The sequence below is a fragment of the Mesorhizobium sp. C277A genome (assembly GCF_040324395.1).
GTDB lineage: Bacteria > Pseudomonadota > Alphaproteobacteria > Rhizobiales > Rhizobiaceae > Mesorhizobium.
Map to the genome: position 1 here is coordinate 2,078,642 of NZ_JAMYVW010000002.1, position 24,039 is coordinate 2,102,680.

The following is a 24,039-nucleotide window of genomic DNA, read 5'->3' on the forward strand; positions in this document are numbered from 1 at the left end:
CTCCCGTGCGGCAGATGTTTGCTTTATGGATGAAGTCTAGCCTTATCCGTCTGTCCCAGGAGCAAAAGATGGCCAATGGTAGTCGTGTAACGGGTTTTGCAGCGTTGCCGATCGTCGGCAGGGTGTTCATCATCTTTGGCATTGTCGGACTGATCGCTTCCGGCGTGCTGGCCATCGTCGAGATGTACGGCCCTCGTACCGCTTCGGCGACAGGCAGGATTGTCGCCGCCGAATACAATCCCCGCATCGAGTTCTCGACCGCCGACGGCACCATCATCCGCTTCAACAATGCCGTCCACAGCTCGTTCTGGGGTGATGGCGACAGCGTCCCTGTCGCTTACGACCCAACCAATCCGCAAAATGCCTCCGTCGACAGCTTCGCCGGACGCTGGTTCCTTGCCGGGCTGGCCGGCATGCTCGGCGGTTTCTCCCTGCTGACCGGCATCGGTCTCGCCGTGATTGGACGGGTGCTTATCCGGCGGATTGGAATGAACCCGTCGCCATAGCCGCCGACCCCTGCCGTACAGACAAAGCTTGGCGTAACGGTCCAGTACGCTAGCGGACTGGCGCAGATGGAAGCACTGGCGAAACGCGGCCGCTTTGCGTATTACTCCGCCGCCATTGGAGCCGTATTGATGTTCGAGACCCTGCAACCTGCCCCGGCCGACAAGATCATCGCCTTGATCGGCCTCTATCGCGCCGATCCGCGCCCCGGCAAGATCGATCTCGGCGTCGGCGTCTACAAGGACCGCGACGGCAGGACGCCGGTCATGCGCGCCCTGCGCGAGGCCGAGAAGCGGTTGCTGCAGGACCAGGACACCAAGACCTATCTCGGCCTTGCCGGCGACACCGGCTTCAACACGGCGATGGTCAAGCTGGCCTTCGGCCCCGCTGCCGACATGACGCGCATCCGCGCCGCGCAAGCGCCTGGCGGTTCCGGCGCGCTGCGGCTGGTGGCGGAGCTGTTGAAGCGGACCCGCCCCGACGCAACCGTCTGGCTGTCGGACCCGACATGGCCGAACCACCCGCCGGTGATGCGCGGGGCCGGCCTCAAGGTGCGCGATTATCCCTATTTCGATGCCGTTTCCGGCGCGGTGCGCTTCCACGAGATGCTGGCAACGCTTGGCGCAGCCGAGCCCGGCGATATCGTGCTGCTGCATGGCTGCTGCCATAACCCGACCGGCGCCAATCTCGATATCGCGCAATGGGCCAGCGTCACCGATCTTGTCGTCGAGCGCGGGCTGTTGCCCTTTGTCGACATTGCCTATCAGGGCTTTGGCGAAGGCCTGGACGCCGATGCGGCCGGCTTGCGCCTTCTCGCGGGCAAGGTGCCTGAAATGGTCGTTGCCTCGAGCTGCTCGAAGAACTTTGCCGTCTACCGCGACCGCGTCGGCGCGGCGATGATCCTGGCGAAGGATAGCGCGCAAGCCGATGTCGCGATGAGCCAGATGCTGGCGGCGGCGCGCGCCATGTATTCGATGCCGCCGGACCACGGCGCCGCCGCCGTGCGCACGGTGCTGGAAGATGATGGCCTTCGCGCCGACTGGGAGGCGGAGCTGGAGGAGATGCGGCTGCGCATGCTGAGGCTGCGGGTCCAGTTCGCCGACGCGCTGCGCCGGCAGTCCAACTCCGACCGCTTCGACTTCATCGCCAGCCATCGCGGCATGTTTTCCAGGCTTGGCCTGACCGAGGCGCAAGTCGAGCGGCTGCGTGCCGAGTGTGGCGTCTACATGGTCGGCGACAGCCGCATCAACGTCGCCGGCCTGCCCGAGGACGGCATGGATGACCTCGCCAAGGCGGTTGTGTCGGTACTCGGCTGAAGCTCGCTGTGGACAATCTCCCCTCTCCGGCTGACGCCGTTGGCCGCACGACAGGCAGCGGGATAGCATTCGCCGCATGAAACCTTCGCGCGACATTTCCCGGCTGATCGAGATCATGGCGGCGCTCAGGGCGCCGAAGACCGGCTGTCCCTGGGACATCGAGCAGGATTTCTCGACCATCGCGCCCTATACGATCGAGGAAGCCTATGAGGTGGCGGACGCCATTGCGCGCGGCGATCTCGACGATCTGCGCGACGAACTCGGCGATCTCCTGCTGCAGGTCGTCTACCACGCGCAGATGGCTGAGGAAGCCGGCGATTTTGCCTTCGGTGATGTGGTCGAGGCCATCACCACCAAGATGATCCGGCGCCATCCGCATGTCTTCGGCGACGAGAAGGCGCGCAGCGCCGGCATGGCAAAGGGCATGTGGGAAAAGATCAAGGCTGAGGAAAAAGCCGAAAAGCGAAGTGCGCGCCTCGCCCGCGGCCTCGACCCCGAAGACCATGGCAAGGGTTACCTGGACAGCGTGCCCGTCGCCCTGCCCGCTTTGACGCGGGCGCTAAAGCTGCAGGAAAAGGCAGCGCGTGTCGGTTTCGACTGGAGCGAGGCAGCACCCATCCTCGACAAGATCGAGGAAGAGATCGGCGAGCTGCGCGAGGCACTGGCTAAGGGCGAAACGGCTGAGATCAAGGACGAATTCGGCGACATGCTGTTTGCCGTCGTCAATCTGGGGCGTCACCTCAAGCTCGATTCGGAAGCGGCGCTTAGCGGCACCAACGAAAAGTTCCGCTCGCGCTTCCACTATGTCGAGCGCGCGATCGATGCATCGGGAAGCACGCTCGAAAAAGCCACGCTGGACGAGATGGAAGTGCTCTGGCAGCAGGCCAAGGGCGTGAAATAATCAGGCTTACTGCCTGTTTTTGCGGTGCAATCGGCTTTCGATCTCTTGCCGGGCGGTGTGCGTGGCCTTGAGTGCGATGGTCGCGCTGCCATCCTCATTGTCTACCCGCGAAACGACGTCGCCATTGCGGTATAGCCAGTCGACAAGGCCGAACTGCGGCGGTTCGATCGTCACCGTCAATTCCTCGAGTTCGCCCGACATCCTGGTCTCGATCAGCGCCTTCAGCGCATCGATGCCTTCGCCGGTGACCGCCGAGATGGCGATCGGCGGCGCCTTGTTGGCGTCAGTGCCGTCGGCGAGCAGGCGCTCCCGGTTGCCGTCGTCGAGAAGGTCGACCTTGTTCCACACTTCGATGACGCGCTTGGCATCGCCGGCATCGACGCCGAGATCGGCGAGAATGCGCTCGACGTCCTCGGCTTGCGCTGCGGTATCCGGATCCGAAATATCGCGCAGGTGGATGACCAGATCGGCCTCGACGACCTCTTCCAGCGTGGCGCGGAAGGCGGCGACCAGATGCGTCGGCAGGTCCGAAATGAAGCCGACTGTGTCCGACAGGATGATCGGCGTGCCGTGCGGCAGGCGCACGCGGCGCAGCGTCGGGTCGAGCGTTGCAAACAGCATGTCTTCGGCCAGCACGTCGGCCCCGGTCAGCCGGTTGAACAGCGTCGACTTTCCGGCATTGGTGTAGCCGACAATCGCCACCACCGGGAACGGCACCTTCTTGCGCTTGGCGCGGTGCAGGTCGCGGGTGCGGCGCACCGTTTCCAGCTCATGCTTGAGCTTGATGATTTTTTCCTGCAGCTGCCGCCGGTCCGACTCGATCTGGGTTTCGCCGGGGCCGCCGAGGAAGCCGGCTCCGCCGCGCTGGCGTTCAAGGTGGGTCCAGCTCCGCACCAGGCGGCCCTTCTGGTAGTTGAGATGGGCAAGTTCGACCTGCAGCGTGCCCTCCTTGGTCCGCGCGCGCTCGCCAAAAATCTCCAGTATCAATCCGGTGCGGTCGAGCACCTTGGCATTCATTTCTTTTTCGAGATTGCGCTGCTGCACCGGCGTCAGCGGATGGTCGACGATGACCACCTCCGCGTGACCCTCTTTGACGATCTCGGCGAATTCCGCGACCTTGCCGCTGCCGAGCAAGGTTGCCGGGCGTGGATCGTTGACGGTGACCACCGCCGTGTGGATCAGATCCAGGTTGATGGCGCGGGCAAGGCCGACCGCTTCGTCGTGGCGCGCATCCGCCGAACGCGTCAGCCGTGGACGGTTCGTTTCGTCATCGTTGCGCTGATGCCGGGTAAGCACCGGCACAATGACAACCGCCCGGGTCGGACCTGTGGCTTCCGTCCCGGAATTATGTGCTGGTTTCCCGCGGACGCCGCGGTCCGCGTCTTTTTCACGTGCCAATCAGGCGCCCTGGCTTTCCTCGCCATCGAACATCTGAACCGGCTGGCTCGGCATGATCGTGGAAATGGCATGCTTGTAGACGAGCTGGGAGTGGCCGTCACGGCGCAGCAGAACACAAAAATTGTCGAAGGAAGTGACCACGCCGGTCAGCTTGACGCCGTTGATGAGAAAGATGGTGAGTGGATTTTTGCTCTTGCGAACAGAATTCAGGAACAGGTCCTGAAGGTTTTGCGATCGTTCCGCCATTGTTCTTGTCTTTCGCCGATCCCCTTCGGTTTGCAGGCTAATGCGCCAAATTAGCGGGCACATGTCAAGCTTGCAAACACCCCCTTGCCGTCAGTAACGACAAGCAGAACGAGATATATTGATGTGCAGTCCGTCTGTGCGGTTATCAGGCTGGACTTTTTTCCGCAACGTCAAAAAAGGCTTGCCGCAATGAAAGTGTTATCGAACCGGGGTGCCCATTGGCGACCGCGGCACCGTCGATTGCCACGACCGGCATGGCGATTGTCGTTGCCGAACTGATGAAAGCTTCTCGCGCCGCCTTGGCTTCAGTGACTGAAAACCCGCGCTCCTCGATCGTCAACCCGAGCTTTGCCGCCACTTCGAACATGGTCGTGCGGGTGATGCCGCGAAGGATGCCATGCTCCGCCGGCCGGGTGACCAGAACGCCGTCCCTTGTAACGATCCAGGCGTTGGACGAGCCGCCCTCCTTGACGTTGCCATCGGTGTCGACGAACCAGGCTTCCTGGGCGCCGGCCTCCTTGGCCTTCTGCTTGGCCAGCACGTTGGGCAGCAGGCCGGTGCTCTTGATGTCGACCCGGTCCCAACGGTTTTCCGGCACGGTGATGACCTTGATGCCCGCCTCGGCTCGCTTGGCGGCCGCCACCGGGTCGGCCTTTCTGGCCGTAATCACCAGCGATGACGGTGTATCGGCCGGGAAAACGAAGTCGCGGCTGGCAACACCGCGCGTAACCTGGACATAGACCAGGCCGTTGACGACGTGGTTGCGCCGGACGATTTCGCGCAGAAGAAGCGGCAGCACGCCCTTGGTGACCGGCCAGTTGATCGACAATTCGCTAAGCGAGCGGTTCAGCCGGGCAAGATGGCGCGGCATGTCGACGACAAAGCCCTGCGCCACCTCGCAGACCTCGTAGACGCCGTCGGCGAACTGATAGCCGCGATCCTCGATATGCACGGCAGCGTCGGCATGGGCGACATAGCGCCCGTTCACATAGGCAATGCGCGGCATGGGTTATCCCTCAGAACAGTCTCGCTATTTCTAGGCGATTCCGCCGCTGCCGTAACCGGCAATTGCACGGGCCACGGCCCGCTGGACCAACAACAATGGGGATCAGACCCCCAGCGACTTCAGTTTCCGGTGCAGCGCCGAGCGCTCCATGCCAATGAATTCCGCCGTCTTCGAGATGTTGCCGCCGAAACGGTTGATCTGGGCGATCAGATAGTCCTTCTCGAACTGTTCGCGCGCCTCGCGCAGCGGCAGCGCCATGATGTGCTGGTCGGACTGGTTCGGCGTGCGCGGCATGACATCGCCGATCTCCGACGGCAACAGGTCGGCGGTGATCGGCGCATCGATATCGTCGCCACGCGCCAGGATCATCAGCCGTTCGACATTGTTGCGCAGCTGGCGGACATTGCCCGGCCAGTTGTGCGCCTGCAGCACGGCAAGCGCATCGTCGCCGATGCGGCGCGGCTTGATACCGGCCTGGCGCGCGATCTGCTTCATGAAATTGTCGACGAGGTAGGGAATGTCCTCGCGTCGCTCGGCCAGTCCCGGCACCATGACCGGAACCACCGCCAGGCGGTGATAGAGGTCTTCGCGAAAACGGCCGTCGGCGATCATCGCCTCCAGGTTCTGCGAGGTCGAGGAGATGATGCGGACGTCGACCTTGACCCGCTTGGTGCCGCCGACCCGCTCGAACTGCTGTTCGACCAGCACGCGCAAAATCTTGTTCTGCGTCTCGCGCGGCATGTCGGCCACTTCGTCGATGTAGAGAATGCCGCGGTGCGCCTCTTCAAGCGCGCCGACCTTGCGCTCGGTGCCGTTCGATTCGGTGCCGAACAGCTCGATCTCCATGCGCTCGGGCGTGATGTTGGCCGCGCTCAGCGTCACGAACGGCGCGCCCTTGCGCGTCGACAGCGTGTGGATGGCGCGCGCGGCGAGCTCCTTGCCCGAACCGGACGGACCGATGATCATGACGCGGCTGTTGGTCGGCGCAACGCGCTCGATGGTCTGGCGCAGCTGGCTCATCGCCGACGACATGCCGATCAAGTCGAAAGTTTCGCCGCTGCGCTGCTTGAGGTCGGACACCTCGCGCCGTAATTTCGAGGTTTCGAGCGCCCGCTCGGCGATCAGGATCAGCCTGTCGGCCTTGAACGGCTTCTCGATGAAATCATAGGCGCCGCGGCGGATGGCCGACACCGCTGTCTCGATATTGCCGTGGCCGGAGATCATCACCACCGGCAGGCTCGGATGCATCGTCTTGATCTCGTCGAGCAGCGCCAGCCCGTCGAGGCGCGAGCCCTGCAACCAGATGTCGAGGAAAATCAGCCGCGGCGCCCGGTCGGCGATTGCCGCGAGCGCGCTGTCGGCATCGAATGCCGTGCGGGTTTCATGCCCTTCGTCGCTCAATATGCCCGCGACGAGTTCACGGATGTCTTCCTCGTCATCGACGATGAGAATATCAGACGCCATTACCGACCTTTTCAGTTTCTCGTTCGTGTTCCGTTTCGCCTTGACCGCGTGGCGGCGCGGTTGCGGCAGCTGGCGGCAGGATGATCGAGATCATCGCGCCGCGTCCACCGTGGAAATCCGCGGGCGCATCGTGCAATTCGAGCCGCCCGCCATGGTCCTCCACGATCTTCTTGACGATGGCGAGACCGAGCCCGGTGCCCTTCTCGCGCGTCGTCATGTAGGGCTCGAGCAGCCTTTGGCGGTTCTCGCGCGGCAAGCCTTTGCCATTGTCGATGACGTCGATTCTGATCGCGCCATTCTGCCGGGCAGCTTGAATCCGGATTATGCCGTGCGAACCGTCCTTTTGTTCCAGCCCGTCAATCGCCTCGGCCGCGTTCTTGATGACGTTGCCGAAAGCCTGCGCCATCAATCGGCTATCGAACGTGCCCTTGAGCGGCTCGTTGCCGAACACGCGTTCGAAAGCAATGTCGGCGCGGCTGACTTCGACCAGGAACGACGCCTCGCGCAGCGATTCACGCAGATCGATGGCTTTCATCTCGGGCTTGGGCATGCGGGCGAAAGCCGAGAACTCGTCGACCATGCGGCCGATATCCTCGACCTGCCGGATGATCGTGTCGGTGCACTGGTCGAAAATCTCGCGGTCCTCGGTGATGACCTTGCCGAAGCGTCGCTTGATGCGCTCGGCCGAGAGCTGGATCGGCGTCAGCGGGTTCTTGATTTCATGTGCGATACGCCGCGCCACATCCGCCCAGGCCGACGAGCGCTGTGCCTGGACCAGATCGGTGATGTCGTCGACAGTCACGACGTAGGATTTCTCCTCCTCGCCGTCGTCGCCGGCCTCGATGGTGATCTGCACGTTGAAGGTACGCTCGGCGCCGGTGCGATAGAAGGTGACCTGCTCGCGATAGACCGGCTTGCCGGATTTGCGGCCGATCTCGAAGACACGGCCGACATGCGGTAGCACGGCGGACAGGTTCTGCCCCAGCGCCGCCGTGGCCGATATGGCCAGCATCGTTTCGGCCGATTTGTTGACGATGGAGACGATGCCGTAGGGATCGACGCCGATGACGCCGGCGGTGACGCCGGCCAGCACCGCTTCCGAGAAACGACGCCGTTCGTCGATCAAATCCTTGGCCGACAGGATCTCGTTGCGTTGCGATTTAAGCTCCAGCAGCATCTTGTTGAACGTATCGCCAAGCGAGGCGACATCGCCGTCGGAAGGCCGTACCGGCACGGCGACATCGAGATTGCCGGTCGCAACCTCGTCAGCCGCGCCGATGAGCTGACGGATGGGCCGCACCAGACGGTCGGCCACCGCTATGCCGGTCCAGATGGCCGACAGGATGATGATCAGCGTCAGCGACAGATAGGGCAGCGCGAACGCCACCTGCGACGTCCGCCTGTTGTCTTCCAGGCCGCGATATTCGGCGGTGTTGGACTGGACGATCGCCCTCGCCTTGATCACTTCGGGGTCGACCAGGCGATTGGTGTAGAGGTAGAGGCCTTCGATCTCCCGCAGCTTGATGATGGCGCCCATGATGTTGCGCGTCTTCGGCTCGATCAGCACCGGCTTGCCGTCGGCCGCACTTGCCACCGCGCCCTCGGGCGGTGCCGGCATGGCGAAATTGGCATCGGTCTGGGCACTCACGACAAAAGAGCCGTCTTCCCTGACCAGCGCCGCATGCACCAGGCTTCTGCCGACGGCTTCCTTGTTCATCAGGTCGAGAAAGCCGGTTCGATCGAGGCCGTAAAGCGTGCGCGAGGCGTCGAGATCGTAGGCCATCGACAGCGTCGTGCCCTGAAGATTGCGAGCGTTTTCCTGCACATAGGCGTCGGCGATCGACAGCGACGAGTTGACGATCGCCTTGGTGCGGATCTCGAACCAGCGGTCGAGGCCGATATCGAGCGTGATCGACGCGATGATGGCCACCATGATGGCGGGGATGGCCGCGACCAGCGCAAACATCGTCACGATGCGCACATGCAGCCGCGAAGCCGCCTTGCCGTGCCGGCGCGCCATGGTGATGCGATGCACCTCTCGGCCGACCAGGGCGATCAGCGCCAGCACAAATAAGGCATTGGCCGCAATCAGCGTCAGCGTTGTGTTTGCGTCTGGCGTGATCGGCGTGGCGCCGACAAGAATCGCAAACGAGATTGCCGCCGTAACCAGCGCGCCGGCAATTGCCACAACGCCAGGCAACGCAAGCAGCCGCCGTCCATCCCTCTGGCCGGGTCTGCTGAAAAGCGGTTCGTTTGATGTGAGAGCTTGCGAAGCCATGTCGCCGTCTAAGAGCCAGTGATTGCGTCGGATGTATGCAACGCATTGTGGCGATTATGCAACAAGTGTGGCCGTGACGGAAATCTTTCGGCCGCCGATCCCCTGAAAAGGGGACGACCTCGCGTCACTTCGGGCGCCAGGCGCTCATGATCTCGACGATTTGTAGACGTTGACGCCCAGCTCGCGAATCTTCTTGCGCAGCGTGTTGCGATTCAAGCCGAGCAATTCGGCCGCCTTGATCTGGTTGCCGCGCGTTGCCGTCATGGAAGCGAGCACCAGCGGATATTCGACCTCGGACAAGATGCGCTGATAGAGACCTGCCGGCGGCAACTCACCGGCGAAAGAGGCAAAATAGCGCTGCAGGAAGTGCTCCACCGCCTGGCCGATGGATAGATCGTCCGGGATCAAACTGCCGCCGCCGGGAACGACCGGTCTTTCGCCTGTCTTCAGCTCGGCTTCAATGATCTCGGCTGATATTTCGTCCTGCGAATAGAGCGCCGCAAGCCGGCGCACCAGGTTTTCCAACTCGCGCACGTTTCCCGGCCACGGATAGCGCTTCATCAATTCGATGCCGCCGGTCGAAATTCGCTTGGTCTGCAAGCCTTCGCTGGCGCCGATCTTGAAGAAATGCCGCACCAGATCGGGAATGTCTTCCGATCTCTCACGCAAACCCGGCAGCCGAAGCGGCACGACATTCAGGCGATAGAACAGATCCTCGCGGAAAAGCCCCTGGTTGATCAGCGTGCGCAGATCCTTGTTGGTGGCGGCGACGATGCGCACATCGGTCTTGATCGGGGTGCGCCCGCCGACCGTTGTGTATTCGCCCTGCTGCAGCACGCGCAGCAGCCGCGTCTGCGCCTCCATCGGCATGTCGCCGATCTCGTCGAGGAAAAGCGTGCCGCCCTCGGCCTGCTCGAAGCGGCCGGTCGAGCGGTTCTGTGCGCCGGTGAAGGCGCCCTTCTCGTGGCCGAACAGCTCCGATTCGATCAAATCGCGCGGGATCGCCGCCATGTTGATGGCGACGAACGGACCGCCGCGGCGACGGCCATATTCGTGCAACGCGCGCGCCACCAATTCCTTGCCGGTGCCGGACTCGCCCGAGATCATCACCGTCAGGTCGGTCTGCATCATGCGCGCCAGCATGCGGTAGATGTCCTGCATGGCGGCCGACCGGCCGACCAGCGGCATCGCGTCAGGCTGTTCTTCCGGTCGCGTATCGATCTTCGGTCGGCGCGGCTCTGACAGTGCCCGGTTGACGATGTTGAGCAGTTCGGTCAGGTCGAACGGCTTCGGCAGATACTCGTAAGCACCTGTTTCGGAAGCACGGATCGCCGTCATGAAAGTGTTTTGCGCGCTCATCACGATGACCGGCAGCTCGGGCCGCGCCTTCTTGATGCGCGGCAGCATGTCGAAGGCGTTCTCGTCCGGCATGACAACGTCGGTGATCACCAGATCGCCCTCGCCCGCCGCCACCCAGCGCCACAGCGTCGAGGCGTTGGAGGTCACGCGCACCTCATGGCCGACGCGCGACAGCGCCTGATTGAGCACGGTGCGGATGGCCGCATCGTCGTCGGCGACGAGAATATTGCCGCGAACCGTCATTTGCGGTCTCCTTCGCCTTCATCATCGGCAGTGTCGATGGGTGTTTCTTTCCAGGCCGGCATCAGGATTCGGAAGGTGGTGCCGCGCGGCGTCGAATCGCATTCGATGATGCCGCCATGCTCGCCGACGATTTTCGCCACCAGCGCCAGGCCGAGCCCCGACCCGTTCGGCTTGGTGGTGATGAACGGATCGAACAGGATCGGCAGAATGTCTTCCGAAACGCCGGACCCATTGTCGCGCACGCAGAATTCAAGCGGTAGCGACACGCGGTCCTGGGTTCCGGGAACGGAAACGCGGATGCCCGGCCTGAACGCGGTCGACAGCACGATCTCGCCCTGCGGGTCGCCGCCGATCGCCTCGGCAGCGTTCTTGACCAGGTTGAGAAACACCTGGATCAGTTGGTCGCGGTTGGCGAAAACCGGAGGCAATGATGGATCATAGTCCTCCAATATCCTGATTCTCTTGGCAAAACCGTTCTTCGCGATTGCCTTCACATGGTCCAGCACGACATGGATGTTGACAGGATAGCGGTCAATCGGCCGCTCGTCGGAAAACACTTCCATGCGGTCGACGAGGGAGACGATACGATCGGTCTCGTCGGTGATGAGGCGGGTCAGCGCGCGATCCTCGTCGGACGCCGAGAGTTCGAGCAGCTGTGCGGCGCCACGTATGCCGGACAGCGGGTTCTTGATCTCATGTGCCAGCATGGCGGCAAGGCCGGTGACCGAACGCGCGGCACCCCTGTGTGTCATCTGCCGGTCGATCTTGTCGGCCATCGAGCGTTCCTGGAACATCACCACGATCGAGCCTGGGAATTCCGGCACCGGCGCGACATAGAGATCGACGACCTTCTCGATGCCGAGACGCGGCGACGACACGTCGACACGGTATTCGTTGACCGGCGCACGGCGCTCGCGCACCTGGTCGACCAGTTGCAACAGCGGGCTGCCGAACGGGATCAGCTTGGACAGTGTGTTGCGTGCCAGCATGTTGGCGCTGGAGCGGAAGAAGTCTTCCGCGTCGGCATTGGCGTAGGTGATGAACCCATCGGGATCGACCATGATCACCGGACGGCGGATGGTGTTGAGCACGATATGGGCAGCATTTGCCATCTCGGTGCCCGGTGCAGCAGGCGCGTTCATGCAGCGCTCCGCATGGATGCGGCCTCGCCCCCGCCGGAAAACACCTCACGCAGCACGGCCATGACGCGGGCGGGCTCGAACGAGGTGAGGATTGCTTTGCGCCCTTCATTGGTGACGCCCACAGCGTGGCGATCGAGATACCAGCCGAGATGCTTGCGCGCCTGGCGCAAGCCACTTTCGACGCCGTAAAGCGTCAGCATGTCTTCGTAGTGGGAAACGATGTAGTCCGCCATGGCTTGCGGGCTTTCCGGCACGCCGGAGGGCGCGTTGCCCGCAGCCGTTGCCGCGATGTGGCCCGCCGTCCATGGCGCGCCATAATGCGCGCGGCCGATCATCACCGCGTCGGCGCCCGACTGTTCAAGGATTTCGGCGGCCTCCGCGGGCGAGCCCACATCGCCATTGGCGACGACCGGGATCGAGACGACGTCCTTGATGCGGGCGATGGCGCCCCAATCGGCCTTGCCTTGATAAAACTGGCAGCGCGTGCGCCCATGCACGGTCACCATTTTAACACCGGCCTCTTCGGCGCGGCGCGCCAAGACGGGTGCATTGAGCGCATTGTCGTCCCAGCCGAGCCGCATCTTGACCGTGACCGGCACCTGGACCGCGCCGATCACCGCTTCGATCAGCGACAGCGCGTGGTCGAGATCGCGCATCAGCGCCGAGCCGGCATAGCCGCCGGTCACCTTCTTGGCCGGGCAGCCCATATTGATGTCGATGATGTCGGCGCCCTCGCCGGCAGCGATGCGCGCGCCCTCGGCCATGTGCTCGGCCTCGCGGCCGGCAAGCTGGACCATATGGACGGGCAGCCCGGAATGACGGATGCGCAGGTCGCAGCCGGCCCTGCCCTTGGCAAGCTCGCCGCTCGCCACCATTTCCGACACGACCAGGCCCGCGCCATGCGCGTAGGTGCGCTGCCGGAACGGCTCGTCCGTTATTCCCGACATGGGCGCGAGGAAGACGCGGTTGCGGATCGTCACGCCGCCAATGTCGAGCGGCGAAGCCAATTTTGTCACTTCAGGCATGCACAAAAACCAAGCATATCGGATTGCTGCACATTCTCTAGCCATAAGAAAGGCATTGTGCAACGCGCAATGACGTCACATTGCGGCGCATTTGGGAAAATGCTGGCCTTCGCCATAAGCCGCGACTAAGCCTCTCGGCATGACAGACGCAAGCGAAAAACCGGCCGAGGCGACGACCGACAAGGTCGGCGTGGTCATCGTTGCAGCCGGCCGCGGCGCGCGTGCCGGACAGGCCGACGGGCCGAAGCAATATCAGCGCATCGGCGGCCGTGCCGTTATCGCGCGCACGCTGGAGACTTTCCTGGCGCATCCCGAAATTGGTCCCGTCGTCGTCGCGATCCATGCCGATGACCACGCGCTTTTTGACAAGGCAGCCGGCGTATATGCCGAGCGGGTTACCGCCGTGGTCGGTGGCGAGTCGCGCCAGGCCTCGGTCCGGCTCGGCCTGCTGGCGCTGAGGGAACGTACGCCCGGCCGTGTCCTTGTCCATGACGCGGTGCGGCCGTTTGTCGACACGGCCCTGATCGACCGTATCATCGCCGCCATTGGCGAGCGCCAGGGCGCGCTGCCCGCTTTGCCCGTCGCCGATACGCTGAAGCGCGAGTCGGCCACCGGCATGATCGAGGAGACGGTGCCAAGGGCCGGCCTTCATGCCGCGCAGACGCCGCAAGGCTTTCCGTTCTGGCCGTTGCTCGCCGCGCACGAAAAAGCCCATCATCTCGGCAAGACGGATTTCACCGACGATGCCGCGATCGCCGAATGGGCGCATATTCCGGTGAAAATCGTTCAGGGGTCGCCGGACAACGTCAAACTGACCTGGGCAAGGGATATTGCGATGGCGGATCAGCGGCTTACTGGCGAGCGTTTTCCAGACATTCGCACCGGCAATGGCTATGACGTGCACGCCTTCGAGGCAGGCGACCATGTCACTCTGTGCGGCGTCGCCATTCCGCACGGCAAGAAGCTTTCGGGACATTCGGATGCCGATGTCGGCCTGCACGCGCTGACCGATGCGCTGCTCGCCACTTGCGGCGCCGGCGACATCGGCACGCATTTCCCGCCTTCCGATCCGCAATGGAAGGGCGCGGCGTCGAAGATCTTCGTCGAGCATGCGGCCAGGTTGGTGCGCGAACGCGGCGGCCGCATCGCCAATGCCGACATCACGCTGATCTGCGAGGCTCCGCGCGTCGGCCCGCATCGCGAGGCCATGACCAACGCGTTGTCGGCGATGCTGGGCATTTCCAGCGATCGCATCTCCATCAAGGCGACTACCAACGAAAAACTCGGCTTTGTCGGCCGCGAGGAAGGCATCGCCGCCATCGCCACAGCCAGTGTCGTCTTCCCCGGGGAGGTTCCCGCATGAACAACAGCGATCTTGCCAACGCCCTGCTCCAGGTCTGCCAGCAGCGCGGCATCATGCTGGCGACGGCCGAGAGCTGCACCGGCGGCATGATCATCTCGGCACTGACCGACATTGCCGGCTCGTCCGCTGTCGTCGATCGCGGCCTCATCACCTATTCCGATGAAGCAAAGATGGAGATGCTCGGCGTCTCGCCCGCCACACTCGAGGCGCATGGCGCCGTCTCGCGCGAAACGGTTCTGGAGATGGCGGCGGGCGCTCTGGCGCGCTCGCGCGCCGGGCTGGCGCTTGCCGTCACCGGCATTGCCGGCCCAGGCGGCGGTTCGCCGGAAAAACCGGTCGGCCTCGTCTGGTTCGGAGTTGCCCTAAGACGTGGGCCGGTGGCTGCCGAGCTCAATATGTTTGCCGACAATGGCCGCGACTTCATCCGCCGCGAGACGGTCAAGCATGCGCTGGAGATCGGGCTGCGCGCGCTCGGCGACACTCATGAGATGGGCGTCGTTCCGTAGATGACGTCCGCACGTTTTTCGAAGGCTTCGGAAAACATGCGGAAGGCGCGATCGAACATGGTGCCCATCACCACGCCGAGGATGCGGCTCTTGAACTCGTAGTCGATGAAGAAGCGGACGTTGCAGCCGCCGCCGTCGGCCGGCTCGAAGCGCCAGATATTGCTGAGATATTTGAACGGTCCATCGATGTATTTGACATCGATTGTGTTCTCGTCCGGCTTCAAAAGCACCTGCGTCGTAAAGGTCTCGCGGATCGCCTTGTAGCCGATGCTCATATCGGCGAGGAGAATGGTGCGGCCGTCACGCTCCTTGCGCGAGCGCACCGTCAGCGCCTCGCAAAGCGGCAGAAATTGCGGATAGGTCTCGATATCGGCGACCAGAGCAAACATCTGCTCCGGCGTGTGGGCAACGCGGCGTGTGGCTTCGAATTTCGGCATTGAAGCAGGATTTAACTGGCTTTTTTGAGCTGCGCCTCACGCGCGGCCCGCAGCCTGGCGAAATCGTCGCCGGCGTGGTGCGAGGAGCGCGTCAGCGGGTTCGACGCCACCAGCAGGAAACCCTTGGTCTTGCCGATCGTCGCGAAGGAGTTGAACTCCTCCGGCGTGACGAAGCGGATCACGGGGTGGTGTTTCTTTGACGGCTGCAGATACTGGCCAATGGTCATGAAGTCGACATTGGCCGAGCGCAGGTCGTCCATCAGCTGCAGGATCTCGTTGCGCTCTTCGCCGAGGCCGACCATGATGCCGGACTTCGTGAAGATCGACGGGTCGAGCTCCTTGACCCGCTGCAACAGCCGGATCGAGTGGAAATAGCGGGCACCCGGCCGCACCGTCAGGTAGTTCGACGGCACGGTTTCGAGATTGTGGTTGAAGACATCGGGCTTGGCCGCCACGACGATCTCCAGCGCGCCTTCCTTGCGCAGGAAATCGGGCGTCAGGATTTCGATCGTGGTCAGAGGTGTCGCTGCCCGGATCGCCCGGATAACCTCGGCGAAATGCTGCGCGCCGCCATCGGCGAGATCGTCGCGGTCGACCGAGGTGATGACGACATGGGTCAGCCCCATCTGCTTGACGGCATGCGCGACACGCGCCGGCTCATCGGCATCGAGCGCGGTCGGAATGCCGGTGGCGACATTGCAGAAGGCGCAGGCGCGCGTGCAGATCTCGCCCATGATCATGAAGGTGGCGTGCTTCTTTTCCCAGCACTCGCCGATATTGGGGCAGCCGGCCTCTTCGCACACCGTGACCAGCTTGTGCGACTTCACGATCTCGCGGGTTTCGGCATAGCCCTTGGACATCGGCGCCTTGACGCGGATCCAGTCGGGTTTGCGCAGCACGTCCTGATCAGGCTTGTGCGCCTTCTCGGGGTGCCGCAGGCGCGGCGCGTTGGCGATCGTGTCGAGGACGGTGACCATCTCAAACCTGACTTGTTGGCGTCTGCCCGTCGGCATTCGCCCTTCTGACGTCATCTAGGACTTTTCGGTGCAAAGAAAAAGGCCGCGGCGGCGCATGCCGCCACAGCCTTTTTCGCATAGCGGTAGTCTAGCGGCGTATCAGCCGCCCGGCAAAGATCAGCAGGCAGGCGCCGATGAAGCCGGTGATCAGGTAGGCGAGCCAGCCGACACCGAAGGGTTCGATGTTGAGCGCCCTGAGAATTGCGTTCAGCACCACCGCGCCGACAATGCCCATAATGATGTTCATCAAGACGCCGGTATTGCTCTTCATGACCATCTCGGCCAGCCACCCGGCCAAACCGCCGATGATGATGGCCGCAATCCAGCCCACGCCATTCACGTCCATATGCCAACTCCTCCAGTGTCAGGTGAAAATGCATCCGGAAACGAACTGTCTTGCCGTAAGGTTCCTCCGGCGCATGCGTCTGAGTCTCGCGGCAGCAATTTATCACGCGTTGAGCGCACGGCCATAGGCATCGAGCACGCTTTCCTTCATCATCTCCGACAGCGTCGGATGCGGGAAGATGGTGTGCATCAGTTCTTCCTCGGTGGTCTCCAGGTTCATCGCCACGACAAAGCCCTGGATAAGCTCCGTCACCTCGGCGCCGACCATATGCGCGCCCAGCAGCTGGCCGGTCTTCTTGTCGAAGATGGTCTTGATGAAGCCCTGGTCCTCGCCAAGCGCGATCGCCTTGCCGTTGGCGCCGAACTGGAAGCGGCCGACACGAATGTCCTTGCCTTCGGCCTTGGCCTTGGCTTCGGTGAGCCCGACCGATGCGACCTGGGGGTTGCAATAGGTGCAGCCCGGGATCTTCAGCTTGTCTGTCGCATGCACGCCGGGGAAATTGGCGATCTTTTCGATACACACCACGCCTTCATGCTCGGCCTTGTGGGCAAGCATAGGCGGTCCGGCGACATCGCCGATAGCGTAGATGCCGGGAACGTTGGTCTTGCCATAGCCGTCAATGACGACGCAGCCGCGATCGGTCTTCACGCCGAGCGTCTCGAGGCCGAGATTCTCGATGTTGCCCTGCACGCCGACGGCCGAGATCATGCGGTCGGCGGTGATCTTCTCGACCTTGCCGTCCTTCATCTCGACGTGGGCAGTGATCGAGTTGGCACCCTTCTCGACCTTGGTCACCTTGGCCTCGAGGATGATTTTCATGCCCTGCTTCTCGAACTGCTTCTGCGCGAATTTCGAGACCTCGGCATCCTCGACCGGCATCACCGCCGGCAAAAGCTCGACCACCGTCACCTCGGCGCCCATGGTGCGATAGAAGGAGGCGAACTCGATGCCGATGGCGCCTGAACCCATGACCAGCAGCGATTTCGGCATCTCCTTCGGCACCATCGCCTCGAAATAGGTCCAGATCAGTTTGCCGTCCGGCTCGATGCCGGGCAGCGCGCGCGGCCGGGCGCCGGTGGCCAGAATGATGTGCTTGGCGGTATAGGTGCCCTCGCCCTTGACGCCCTTGGGCACCGGCGGCTGCGGCTCCATCGGTTTCTTGGCCGTCTTGGAGACGACGATTTCACCCGGCTTGGAGAGCTTGGCCTCGCCCCAGATAACGTCGACCTTGTTCTTCTTCATCAGGAAGGCGACGCCGCCATTGAGCCTCAACGACACTTTGCGCGAGCGGTCGACGACAGCGGCCGTGTCGGCGCTGACCTTGCCGCCTTCGAGCTTCAGGCCGTAGTCCTTCAGATGATCGGAATAGTGCATGATCTCGGCCGAGCGCAGCAGCGCCTTGGTCGGGATGCAGCCCCAGTTGAGGCAGATGCCGCCGAGATGCTCGCGCTCGACGATGGCAGTCTTGAAGCCGAGCTGGGCGGAGCGCACCGCCGTGACATAGCCGCCGGGGCCTGAGCCGATGATTATGACGTCGTAGGATTCAGCCACGGGGTTTCTCCCTGATTTTCTCTAGAGTTCCAGCATCACACGCACCAATGGCGCCAATGCGTCACCTATATTGCGCGTGTTTTCGGCATCGAGATGGACCCCGTCGATCGGTGTGGTCTCGGCCACCGTGCCGGCATCGAAAAAGCCGCAGCCGGCCTCGTCGGCGAGCGCGGAATATTGCGGCGCCAGCCGCTTCGAGGCCTCGTCGCCGCCGGCAAACATTTCCTTGAATTCGGCATTGTCCGTGCGGCTGACCGCTGGTGGCGCGACGATCAGGATTTGCGGCGCGGCCCAGTCGAACGGATAATCGTGGCCGCGCACGATGTCGATCAGCCGCTGCACGCCCTGCTTGGCCGCGACCGGATTGCCGTGGATCCAGGGCTTCATGTCGTTGGCGCCGAGCATGATGATGATCAGGTCGAGCGGCGCATGGCTGGTCAGGATCGTCGGCAGCACCTTGGCGCCATTGCGGTCGGCACCAGCCAGGTGATCGTCGAAAGCCGTGGTGCGGCCGTTCAGACCTTCGGCAATGACTTCGATATCGTCGTCGCCCAACGCCGCCTTGAGCACGCTCGGCCAGCGATCTTCCAGCGCATGACGCCCGAGGCTCGCCGCGTCATAGCCCCAGGTCAGGGAATCGCCGTAGCAGAGGATCGTCTTCATGCACCCGCACCCGCCTCCGCCTTAAGCCCGCGCCGCACGCGCCATCCCACGAACAGCCACTGCACGATAACCGTGGCGATACTTGGCAAAATCAGACCGGCGCCAAAGTGAAGATCGCCTGACCACTGGGCCTTGCCCGGCGGCTGCGAGAAGGTCCAGGCAATCAGCCCGATTCCGGCCAGCACGAACAACGCAATCCCAACAAGCCCCGTCAGGTTTATCGCCCTTTGCGGATTTGGCACGAACTGCGCGATGAAAAATGCCACCGTCGCAACGATGGTGACCAACGCCGAAACCATGAAGACCAGAATGTATTCCGAGTTCGCATTGGTGGCGATTGCCAGCCACAGCGCCACCAGCCCGCCGGCCAGGCCGGAAAGGATCAGGGCGAAAAGGCTGGTGACGAATTTCCGCACAGCCTTTCCTTCCTAGACCAGCATGCCCATCGGATTTTCGATCATGCGCTTGAAGGCGACCAGAAGTTCGGCGCCGAGCGCACCGTCGACGGCGCGGTGATCGGTCGACAGCGTCACCGACATGATATTGGCGATTTTGATCTCGCCATTCTTGACCACCGGCCGCTGCTCGCCCGCACCCACCGCCAGGATCGTCGCATGCGGCGGGTTGATGACGGCGGCAAAGTCCTTGATGCCGAACATGCCGAGATTGGAGACAGCCGTCGTGCCGCCCTGATATTCCTCAGGCTTCAGCTTGCGGCTGCGGGCACGGCTCGCCAGATCCTTCATCTCGTTGGAGATAGTGGACAGTGTCTTTTCGTCGGCGTGGCGGATGATCGGCGTGATCAGGCCGCCGGGGATCGACACGGCAACGCCGACATCGGCGTGCTTGTGCTTGACCATGGCGCTTTCGGTCCACGACGCATTGGCATCCGGCACCGCCATCAGCGCCATCGCCATCGCCTTGATCACCATGTCGTTGACCGACAGCTTGTAGACGGGCACTTCGCCCTTGTCGGTCTTCTTCATCGGAGCCGCCGCATTGATCTGTGTGCGCAGCGCCAGCAGCGCATCGAGCTCGCAGTCGAGCGTCAGGTAGAAATGCGGGATGGTTGTCTTGGCCTCGACCAGGCGGCGCGCAATGGTCTTGCGCATATTGTCGTGCGGGACGAGCTCATAGGACCCTTCGGCAAACAGCTTCAGCACCTGTTCGTCCGACATCGCCTTGGGTGCCGCAGCCGGAGCCGCAGGTGCCGGAGCGCCGGCAGGTGCGGCTTTCGCGGCCGGTGCAGCCTTGGCGCCACCGCCGGCAATCGCCGCCTCGACATCGGCCTTGACGACACGGCCATGCGGGCCGGTGCCACTCACAGCGGACACATCGACGCCGGCGTCCTTGGCTATGCGCCGCGCCAGCGGCGAGGCGAAAGTGCGCTCGCCTGACGATTGGCTGATCTCCCCCCTTGTGGGGGAGATGGCCGGCAGGCCAGAGGGGGGCGCGACAGACTGAGAGGTCGGCGGGACAGCGCCCCCCTCTGTCGACTTCGTCGACATCTCCCCCACGGGTGGGGAGATTGACGCCTTATCCTGCTTGGCATCGGCTTTCGCGGGCGCGGCATCGCCACCACCCTTTGCCGCCGCCCCTGCATCCTCGCCTTCGCCGGCGAGAATGGCGATCAGCGCATTGACCTTGACGCCTTCGGTGCCGGCCGGAACGACCAGCTTGGCGACCGTGCCCTCATCGACGGCCTCGACTTCCATCGTCGCCTTGTCGGTCTCGATCTCGGCGATCACGTCGCCCGGCGAAACCTTGTCGCCCTCCTTGACCAGCCACTTGGAAAGATTGCCCTCTTCCATCGTGGGCGAGAGTGCCGGCATGGTGATGTTGATTGGCATAGTTACTCTCCCTGCAAGCCAGCCGGGCTAACCACGGCAAGTTCTAGACGTTTGCCTTTGAATTCCTTGCCAATCGATCGGGCCAAGAAGAAATTCAAACAAAGGAATGATGCTACAAGCCCAAGGCATGCTCCCCCAACAGAGCTCAGTACCTGAATTGCCTCATGGCGAAGTCCAAAAAAACCGCCAATGAACCCAATGACGAACCCAACAATCGCGCCAGCAACAAATCCACAAGCGATACTAGACAGGAAGCTCCGCCAAAATAGAGACCAAGCTATTCTCCTCACATCTGCCATCGTCGCCATTTCTGCCTCCCCCGCAAGAAAGACCGTCAGCGATACGTGACGGCTTTGACCGCCTCTATGACCTCGCCGACATTGGGCAAAGCCAGCTTTTCGAGGTTCGCCGCATAAGGCATCGGCACGTCCTTGCCGGCGATGGTGATGACCGGCGCGTCGAGGAAATCGAAGGCGCGCTGCGAAACCTGGTTGGCGATGTGGTCGCCGACCGAGTTCTGCGGGAAACCTTCTTCCACCACGATCAGGCGGTTGGTCTTTTTCACGGAGGCAATGACGGTGTCGAGGTCGAGCGGGCGGATGGTCCGGAGATCGATGATCTCGGCATCGATGCCCATGCCGCGCAGTTCGGCTTCCGCCTTGATGGCATAGGTCATGCCGATGCCGAACGAGACGATGGTGACGTCCTTGCCCTGCTTGTGAATGCGCGCCTTGCCGATCGGCAGCACGAAATCATCGAGCTTCGGCACGTCGAAGGACTGGCCGTAGAGGATTTCGTTTTCAAGGAAGATGACCGGGTTCGGATCGCGGATCGCCGCCTTGAGCAGGCCCTTGGCGTCGGCAGCCGTGTACGGCATCACCACCTTCAGGCCGGGAATATGGCTGTACCAGGCGGCATAGCACTGCGAATGCTGGGCGCCGACGCGGGCGGCCGCACCGTTCGGTCCGCGGAACACGATCGGTGCGCCCATCTGGCCGCCCGACATATAGAGCGTCTTGGCCGCGGAGTTGATGATCTGGTCGATCGCCTGCATGGCGAAGTTGAAGGTCATGAACTCGACGATCGGCTTCAGGCCGGCCATCGCCGCACCGACGCCGACGCCGGCAAAGCCGTGCTCGGTGATCGGCGTGTCGACGACGCGGCGCGGCCCGAATTCCTGCAGCAGCCCTTGCGTGATCTTGTAGGCGCCCTGGTATTCCGCGACCTCCTCGCCCATGACGAAGACATCGCCGTCGCGGCGCATTTCTTCAGCCATGGCATCGCGGAGCGCTTCGCGCACCGTGGTCGAGACCATCTCGGTGCCGGCGGGAATATCCGGATCGGCGGCAGGTTTGGCCGCCGGAGCGGCGGGAACTGCCTTCGGAGCCTCGCCGGCATCCTGGGGAGCCGCTTTTGTACCTTCCTCGGCTGCATCGGTCCGCTGACCGCCAGCGGAAACGGCATCCTGGGTGGAGGCAGGCTTGCCGCTCTTTTCGACATCGCCTGCACTTTCACCGTCCTGCAGCAACACGGCGATCACCGCGTTGACCTTGACGCCTTCGGTGCCGGCGGGAACCACGATCTTGCCGATCGTGCCTTCATCGACGGCTTCGACTTCCATCGTCGCCTTGTCGGTTTCGATCTCGGCGATGACATCGCCGGCGACGACCTTGTCGCCCTCGTTCTTCAACCATTTGGAAAGATTGCCCTCTTCCATGGTCGGCGAGAGAGCGGGCATGAGAATTTCGATCGGCATGTCCTTGCCCTCCCGTTACAATACGATGTCGGTCCAGAGCTCGGACGGATCCGGCTCTGCGTCGTGCTGGGCAAATTCGGCGGCGTCGGCGACGATGTCGCGGACTTCCTTGTCGATGTTCTTGAGTTCGTCCTCGGTCGCCCACTTCTTGGCCGTCAGCCGCGCCTTGACCTGCTCGATCGGATCATGATCCGAGCGCATCTTCTGCACTTCTTCCTTGGAGCGGTATTTTGCGGGATCCGACATCGAGTGACCGCGATAGCGATAGGTCTGCATCTCGAGGATGATCGGACCGTTGCCGGCACGGCACCATTCGGTCGCCTGATCGCCGGCGGATTTGACCGCACGCACATCCATGCCGTCGACCTGAATGCCGGGAATCTTGAACGAGGCGCCGCGATGCGAAAAATTGGTTTCGGCCGACGAGCGCGACACCGAAGTGCCCATGGCGTAGCGGTTGTTCTCGATGATGTAGATCACCGGCAGCTTCCACAGCGAGGCCATGTTGAAGCTTTCATAGACCTGACCCTGGTTGGCAGCGCCATCGCCGAAATAAGTCAGCGACACATTGTTGTTGTCGCGGTAGCGGTTGGCGAAGGCGAGACCGGTGCCGAGCGAGACCTGCGCGCCGACAATGCCGTGGCCGCCGTAAAAATGCTTCTCCTTGGAGAACATGTGCATGGAGCCGCCCTTGCCCCTCGACAGGCCACCACGGCGTCCGGTCAGCTCTGCCATGACGCCCCGCGGTGACAGTTCCATCGCCAGCATGTGGCCATGGTCGCGATAGGCGGTGATCATCTGGTCGCCGTTGATCAGCGACATCTTCATGCCGGTGACGACCGCTTCCTGGCCGATATAGAGGTGGCAGAAGCCGCCGATGAAGCCCATGCCGTAGAGCTGGCCGGCCTTTTCCTCGAAGCGACGGATAAGCAGCATGTGCCGGTAGGCGGCAAGCTCCTCGTCCTTGGTGAAGTCGGCCGGCTTGGGGGCGGAAAGCCCCGTTGATTTGGCGGATGTCGATTTAACGGATTTGGCAGGCGCTTTTTTGGCGGCGGTGGCCATGCATCACTCCCTGTTGGCGTCTCTTCGCGGACACTAAAGCAGACCATGTCTGCTCCGGGGAGGATCAGCTCCTCCCCACCGATTGGAAGGAAGCTAACATGCGAGACCGCGTTTCGCCATGCAGAAAAACGCATGGCTGGCATGCGCCTAAACGCCCAGAATCATTAGAGATAACAGCGATTAACCGAAATTCGGTTATTTCGAATTGGCCGGCAGCATGATGGTGATTTCATCGGGCTGGGACAGATTGAGCGCCCGGCGTGCCTGCTCGTCGAGCATATCCTTTTCGAGCGTGCCCTCATGCATCAGCTGGACGCGCCGCTCCAGATCGATCCGGCGCGCCTTGATGGCATCGTACTTGGCCTGCAATTCGATGGTCTGCGCTTCGAGCTGATATTTGGAATTGATGCCGAACTCGCCATGATAGGCATGGAAGCCGAAATAGGCCAGGAACGCCACGCAAAGCGACGGGATGATCAGCCGGCCGGTGTTTCTCTGCTTGTGCTGGCGTGTCCACATGGTCGCAATCCTTTGACCGCCATTTGTCGCTCGATTGTGCTTAATGGACGGTTACGGACAGGTGCATTAGCCAGCGGCCGCAACGAAA

The 24,039-nt window shown here is 62.7% G+C and carries 24 protein-coding genes; 5 read left to right on the top strand and 19 right to left on the bottom strand.

Annotated elements, in window-relative coordinates; translation table 11 throughout:
* Positions 1-68: 68 nt before the first annotated feature.
* The 3 genes from NKK52_RS10400 to mazG all read left to right on the top strand — a co-directional run bounded on the left by NKK52_RS10400 (position 69) and on the right by mazG (position 2,721).
* Positions 69-506 carry a DUF3592 domain-containing protein gene (locus NKK52_RS10400; protein WP_198031481.1) on the top strand — a complete coding sequence of 146 codons (438 nt, stop codon included), beginning with the start codon at positions 69-71 and terminating at the stop codon, positions 504-506.
* 129 nt (positions 507-635) lie between these two features.
* Positions 636-1,820, top strand: coding sequence for an amino acid aminotransferase (locus NKK52_RS10405; protein WP_023668933.1), 1,185 nt, complete (start codon positions 636-638; stop codon positions 1,818-1,820).
* 76 nt (positions 1,821-1,896) lie between these two features.
* Positions 1,897-2,721: a nucleoside triphosphate pyrophosphohydrolase gene (gene mazG, locus NKK52_RS10410; protein WP_023668932.1), complete on the top strand. Its 825-nt coding sequence runs from the start codon at positions 1,897-1,899 to the stop codon at positions 2,719-2,721.
* 6 nt (positions 2,722-2,727) lie between these two features.
* Here the strand turns inward: mazG and hflX are convergent, their stop codons facing one another.
* The 8 genes from hflX to dusB all read right to left on the bottom strand — a co-directional run bounded on the left by hflX (position 2,728) and on the right by dusB (position 12,882).
* Complete coding sequence (hflX, locus tag NKK52_RS10415) at positions 2,728-4,119, bottom strand: GTPase HflX (protein ID WP_023668931.1); 1,392 nt, start codon at positions 4,117-4,119, stop codon at positions 2,728-2,730.
* A complete protein-coding gene (gene hfq, locus NKK52_RS10420) occupies positions 4,120-4,365 on the bottom strand; it encodes an RNA chaperone Hfq (protein ID WP_006202172.1) in 246 nt (81 codons plus the stop codon).
* A gap of 145 nt (positions 4,366-4,510) precedes the next feature.
* Positions 4,511-5,371, bottom strand: coding sequence for a D-amino-acid transaminase (locus NKK52_RS10425; RefSeq protein WP_023682546.1), 861 nt, complete (start codon positions 5,369-5,371; stop codon positions 4,511-4,513).
* 102 nt (positions 5,372-5,473) lie between these two features.
* Positions 5,474-6,835 carry a nitrogen assimilation response regulator NtrX gene (gene ntrX / locus NKK52_RS10430; protein ID WP_023668929.1) on the bottom strand — a complete coding sequence of 454 codons (1,362 nt, stop codon included), beginning with the start codon at positions 6,833-6,835 and terminating at the stop codon, positions 5,474-5,476.
* Positions 6,825-9,113, bottom strand: coding sequence for a sensor histidine kinase NtrY-like (locus NKK52_RS10435; protein WP_023682547.1), 2,289 nt, complete (start codon positions 9,111-9,113; stop codon positions 6,825-6,827). Before NKK52_RS10435 ends, ntrX begins: the two co-directional genes overlap by 11 nt.
* Before the next feature lie 144 nt (positions 9,114-9,257).
* Entirely contained in the window at positions 9,258-10,715 is a 1,458-nt protein-coding gene (ntrC, locus tag NKK52_RS10440; protein ID WP_023682548.1) for a nitrogen regulation protein NR(I), read from the bottom strand.
* The gene (locus NKK52_RS10445) at positions 10,712-11,857 is read right to left on the bottom strand and encodes a two-component system sensor histidine kinase NtrB (protein ID WP_023688458.1); all 1,146 of its coding nucleotides are present in this window, start codon (positions 11,855-11,857) and stop codon (positions 10,712-10,714) included. The genes ntrC and NKK52_RS10445 overlap by 4 nt, the downstream gene beginning before the upstream one ends.
* Positions 11,854-12,882 carry a tRNA dihydrouridine synthase DusB gene (dusB, locus tag NKK52_RS10450; RefSeq protein ID WP_023682549.1) on the bottom strand — a complete coding sequence of 343 codons (1,029 nt, stop codon included), beginning with the start codon at positions 12,880-12,882 and terminating at the stop codon, positions 11,854-11,856. Before dusB ends, NKK52_RS10445 begins: the two co-directional genes overlap by 4 nt.
* A 139-nt stretch (positions 12,883-13,021) precedes the next feature.
* On the opposite strand from dusB, the gene NKK52_RS10455 reads away from it, so the two are divergent.
* Together NKK52_RS10455 and NKK52_RS10460 are read left to right on the top strand one after the other, a co-directional pair.
* Positions 13,022-14,245 carry a bifunctional 2-C-methyl-D-erythritol 4-phosphate cytidylyltransferase/2-C-methyl-D-erythritol 2,4-cyclodiphosphate synthase gene (locus NKK52_RS10455; RefSeq protein WP_023682550.1) on the top strand — a complete coding sequence of 408 codons (1,224 nt, stop codon included), beginning with the start codon at positions 13,022-13,024 and terminating at the stop codon, positions 14,243-14,245.
* Entirely contained in the window at positions 14,242-14,751 is a 510-nt protein-coding gene (locus tag NKK52_RS10460) for a CinA family protein (RefSeq protein WP_023682551.1), read from the top strand. Before NKK52_RS10455 ends, NKK52_RS10460 begins: the two co-directional genes overlap by 4 nt.
* Here NKK52_RS10460 and NKK52_RS10465 read toward each other — a convergent pair.
* The 11 genes from NKK52_RS10465 to NKK52_RS10515 form a co-directional block, all read right to left on the bottom strand.
* Positions 14,727-15,188 carry a type II toxin-antitoxin system RatA family toxin gene (locus tag NKK52_RS10465; protein WP_023682552.1) on the bottom strand — a complete coding sequence of 154 codons (462 nt, stop codon included), beginning with the start codon at positions 15,186-15,188 and terminating at the stop codon, positions 14,727-14,729. The genes NKK52_RS10460 and NKK52_RS10465 overlap by 25 nt on opposite strands.
* An 11-nt stretch (positions 15,189-15,199) precedes the next feature.
* The gene (lipA, locus tag NKK52_RS10470) at positions 15,200-16,165 is read right to left on the bottom strand and encodes a lipoyl synthase (protein ID WP_023682553.1); all 966 of its coding nucleotides are present in this window, start codon (positions 16,163-16,165) and stop codon (positions 15,200-15,202) included.
* Between the two features lie 127 nt (positions 16,166-16,292).
* On the bottom strand, positions 16,293-16,550 hold the full coding sequence (locus NKK52_RS10475) for a GlsB/YeaQ/YmgE family stress response membrane protein (RefSeq protein WP_023668920.1): 258 nt from the start codon (positions 16,548-16,550) through the stop codon (positions 16,293-16,295).
* A gap of 102 nt (positions 16,551-16,652) precedes the next feature.
* Positions 16,653-18,101 (bottom strand): dihydrolipoyl dehydrogenase, encoded by a 1,449-nt coding sequence (gene lpdA / locus NKK52_RS10480; RefSeq protein WP_023682554.1) that lies wholly within the window; start codon positions 18,099-18,101, stop codon positions 16,653-16,655.
* Positions 18,102-18,122: 21 nt separating this feature from the next.
* Entirely contained in the window at positions 18,123-18,764 is a 642-nt protein-coding gene (locus NKK52_RS10485) for an SGNH/GDSL hydrolase family protein (protein WP_023682555.1), read from the bottom strand.
* The gene (locus NKK52_RS10490; protein ID WP_023682556.1) at positions 18,761-19,180 is read right to left on the bottom strand and encodes a hypothetical protein; all 420 of its coding nucleotides are present in this window, start codon (positions 19,178-19,180) and stop codon (positions 18,761-18,763) included. The genes NKK52_RS10485 and NKK52_RS10490 overlap by 4 nt, the downstream gene beginning before the upstream one ends.
* Before the next feature lie 12 nt (positions 19,181-19,192).
* Positions 19,193-20,614, bottom strand: coding sequence for a pyruvate dehydrogenase complex dihydrolipoamide acetyltransferase (locus NKK52_RS10495; RefSeq protein WP_023682557.1), 1,422 nt, complete (start codon positions 20,612-20,614; stop codon positions 19,193-19,195).
* Positions 20,615-20,616: 2 nt separating this feature from the next.
* The gene (locus NKK52_RS10500) at positions 20,617-20,922 is read right to left on the bottom strand and encodes a hypothetical protein (protein ID WP_023714177.1); all 306 of its coding nucleotides are present in this window, start codon (positions 20,920-20,922) and stop codon (positions 20,617-20,619) included.
* A 26-nt stretch (positions 20,923-20,948) separates the two neighbouring features.
* A complete protein-coding gene (locus tag NKK52_RS10505; protein WP_023682558.1) occupies positions 20,949-22,370 on the bottom strand; it encodes a pyruvate dehydrogenase complex E1 component subunit beta in 1,422 nt (473 codons plus the stop codon).
* Positions 22,371-22,385: 15 nt separating this feature from the next.
* Positions 22,386-23,432, bottom strand: a complete 1,047-nt coding sequence (pdhA, locus tag NKK52_RS10510; protein WP_023682559.1) for a pyruvate dehydrogenase (acetyl-transferring) E1 component subunit alpha — start codon at positions 23,430-23,432, stop codon at positions 22,386-22,388.
* Positions 23,433-23,627: 195 nt separating this feature from the next.
* Positions 23,628-23,951, bottom strand: a complete 324-nt coding sequence (locus tag NKK52_RS10515; RefSeq protein ID WP_023682560.1) for an FtsB family cell division protein — start codon at positions 23,949-23,951, stop codon at positions 23,628-23,630.
* Between the last annotated feature and the right edge of the window lie 88 nt (positions 23,952-24,039).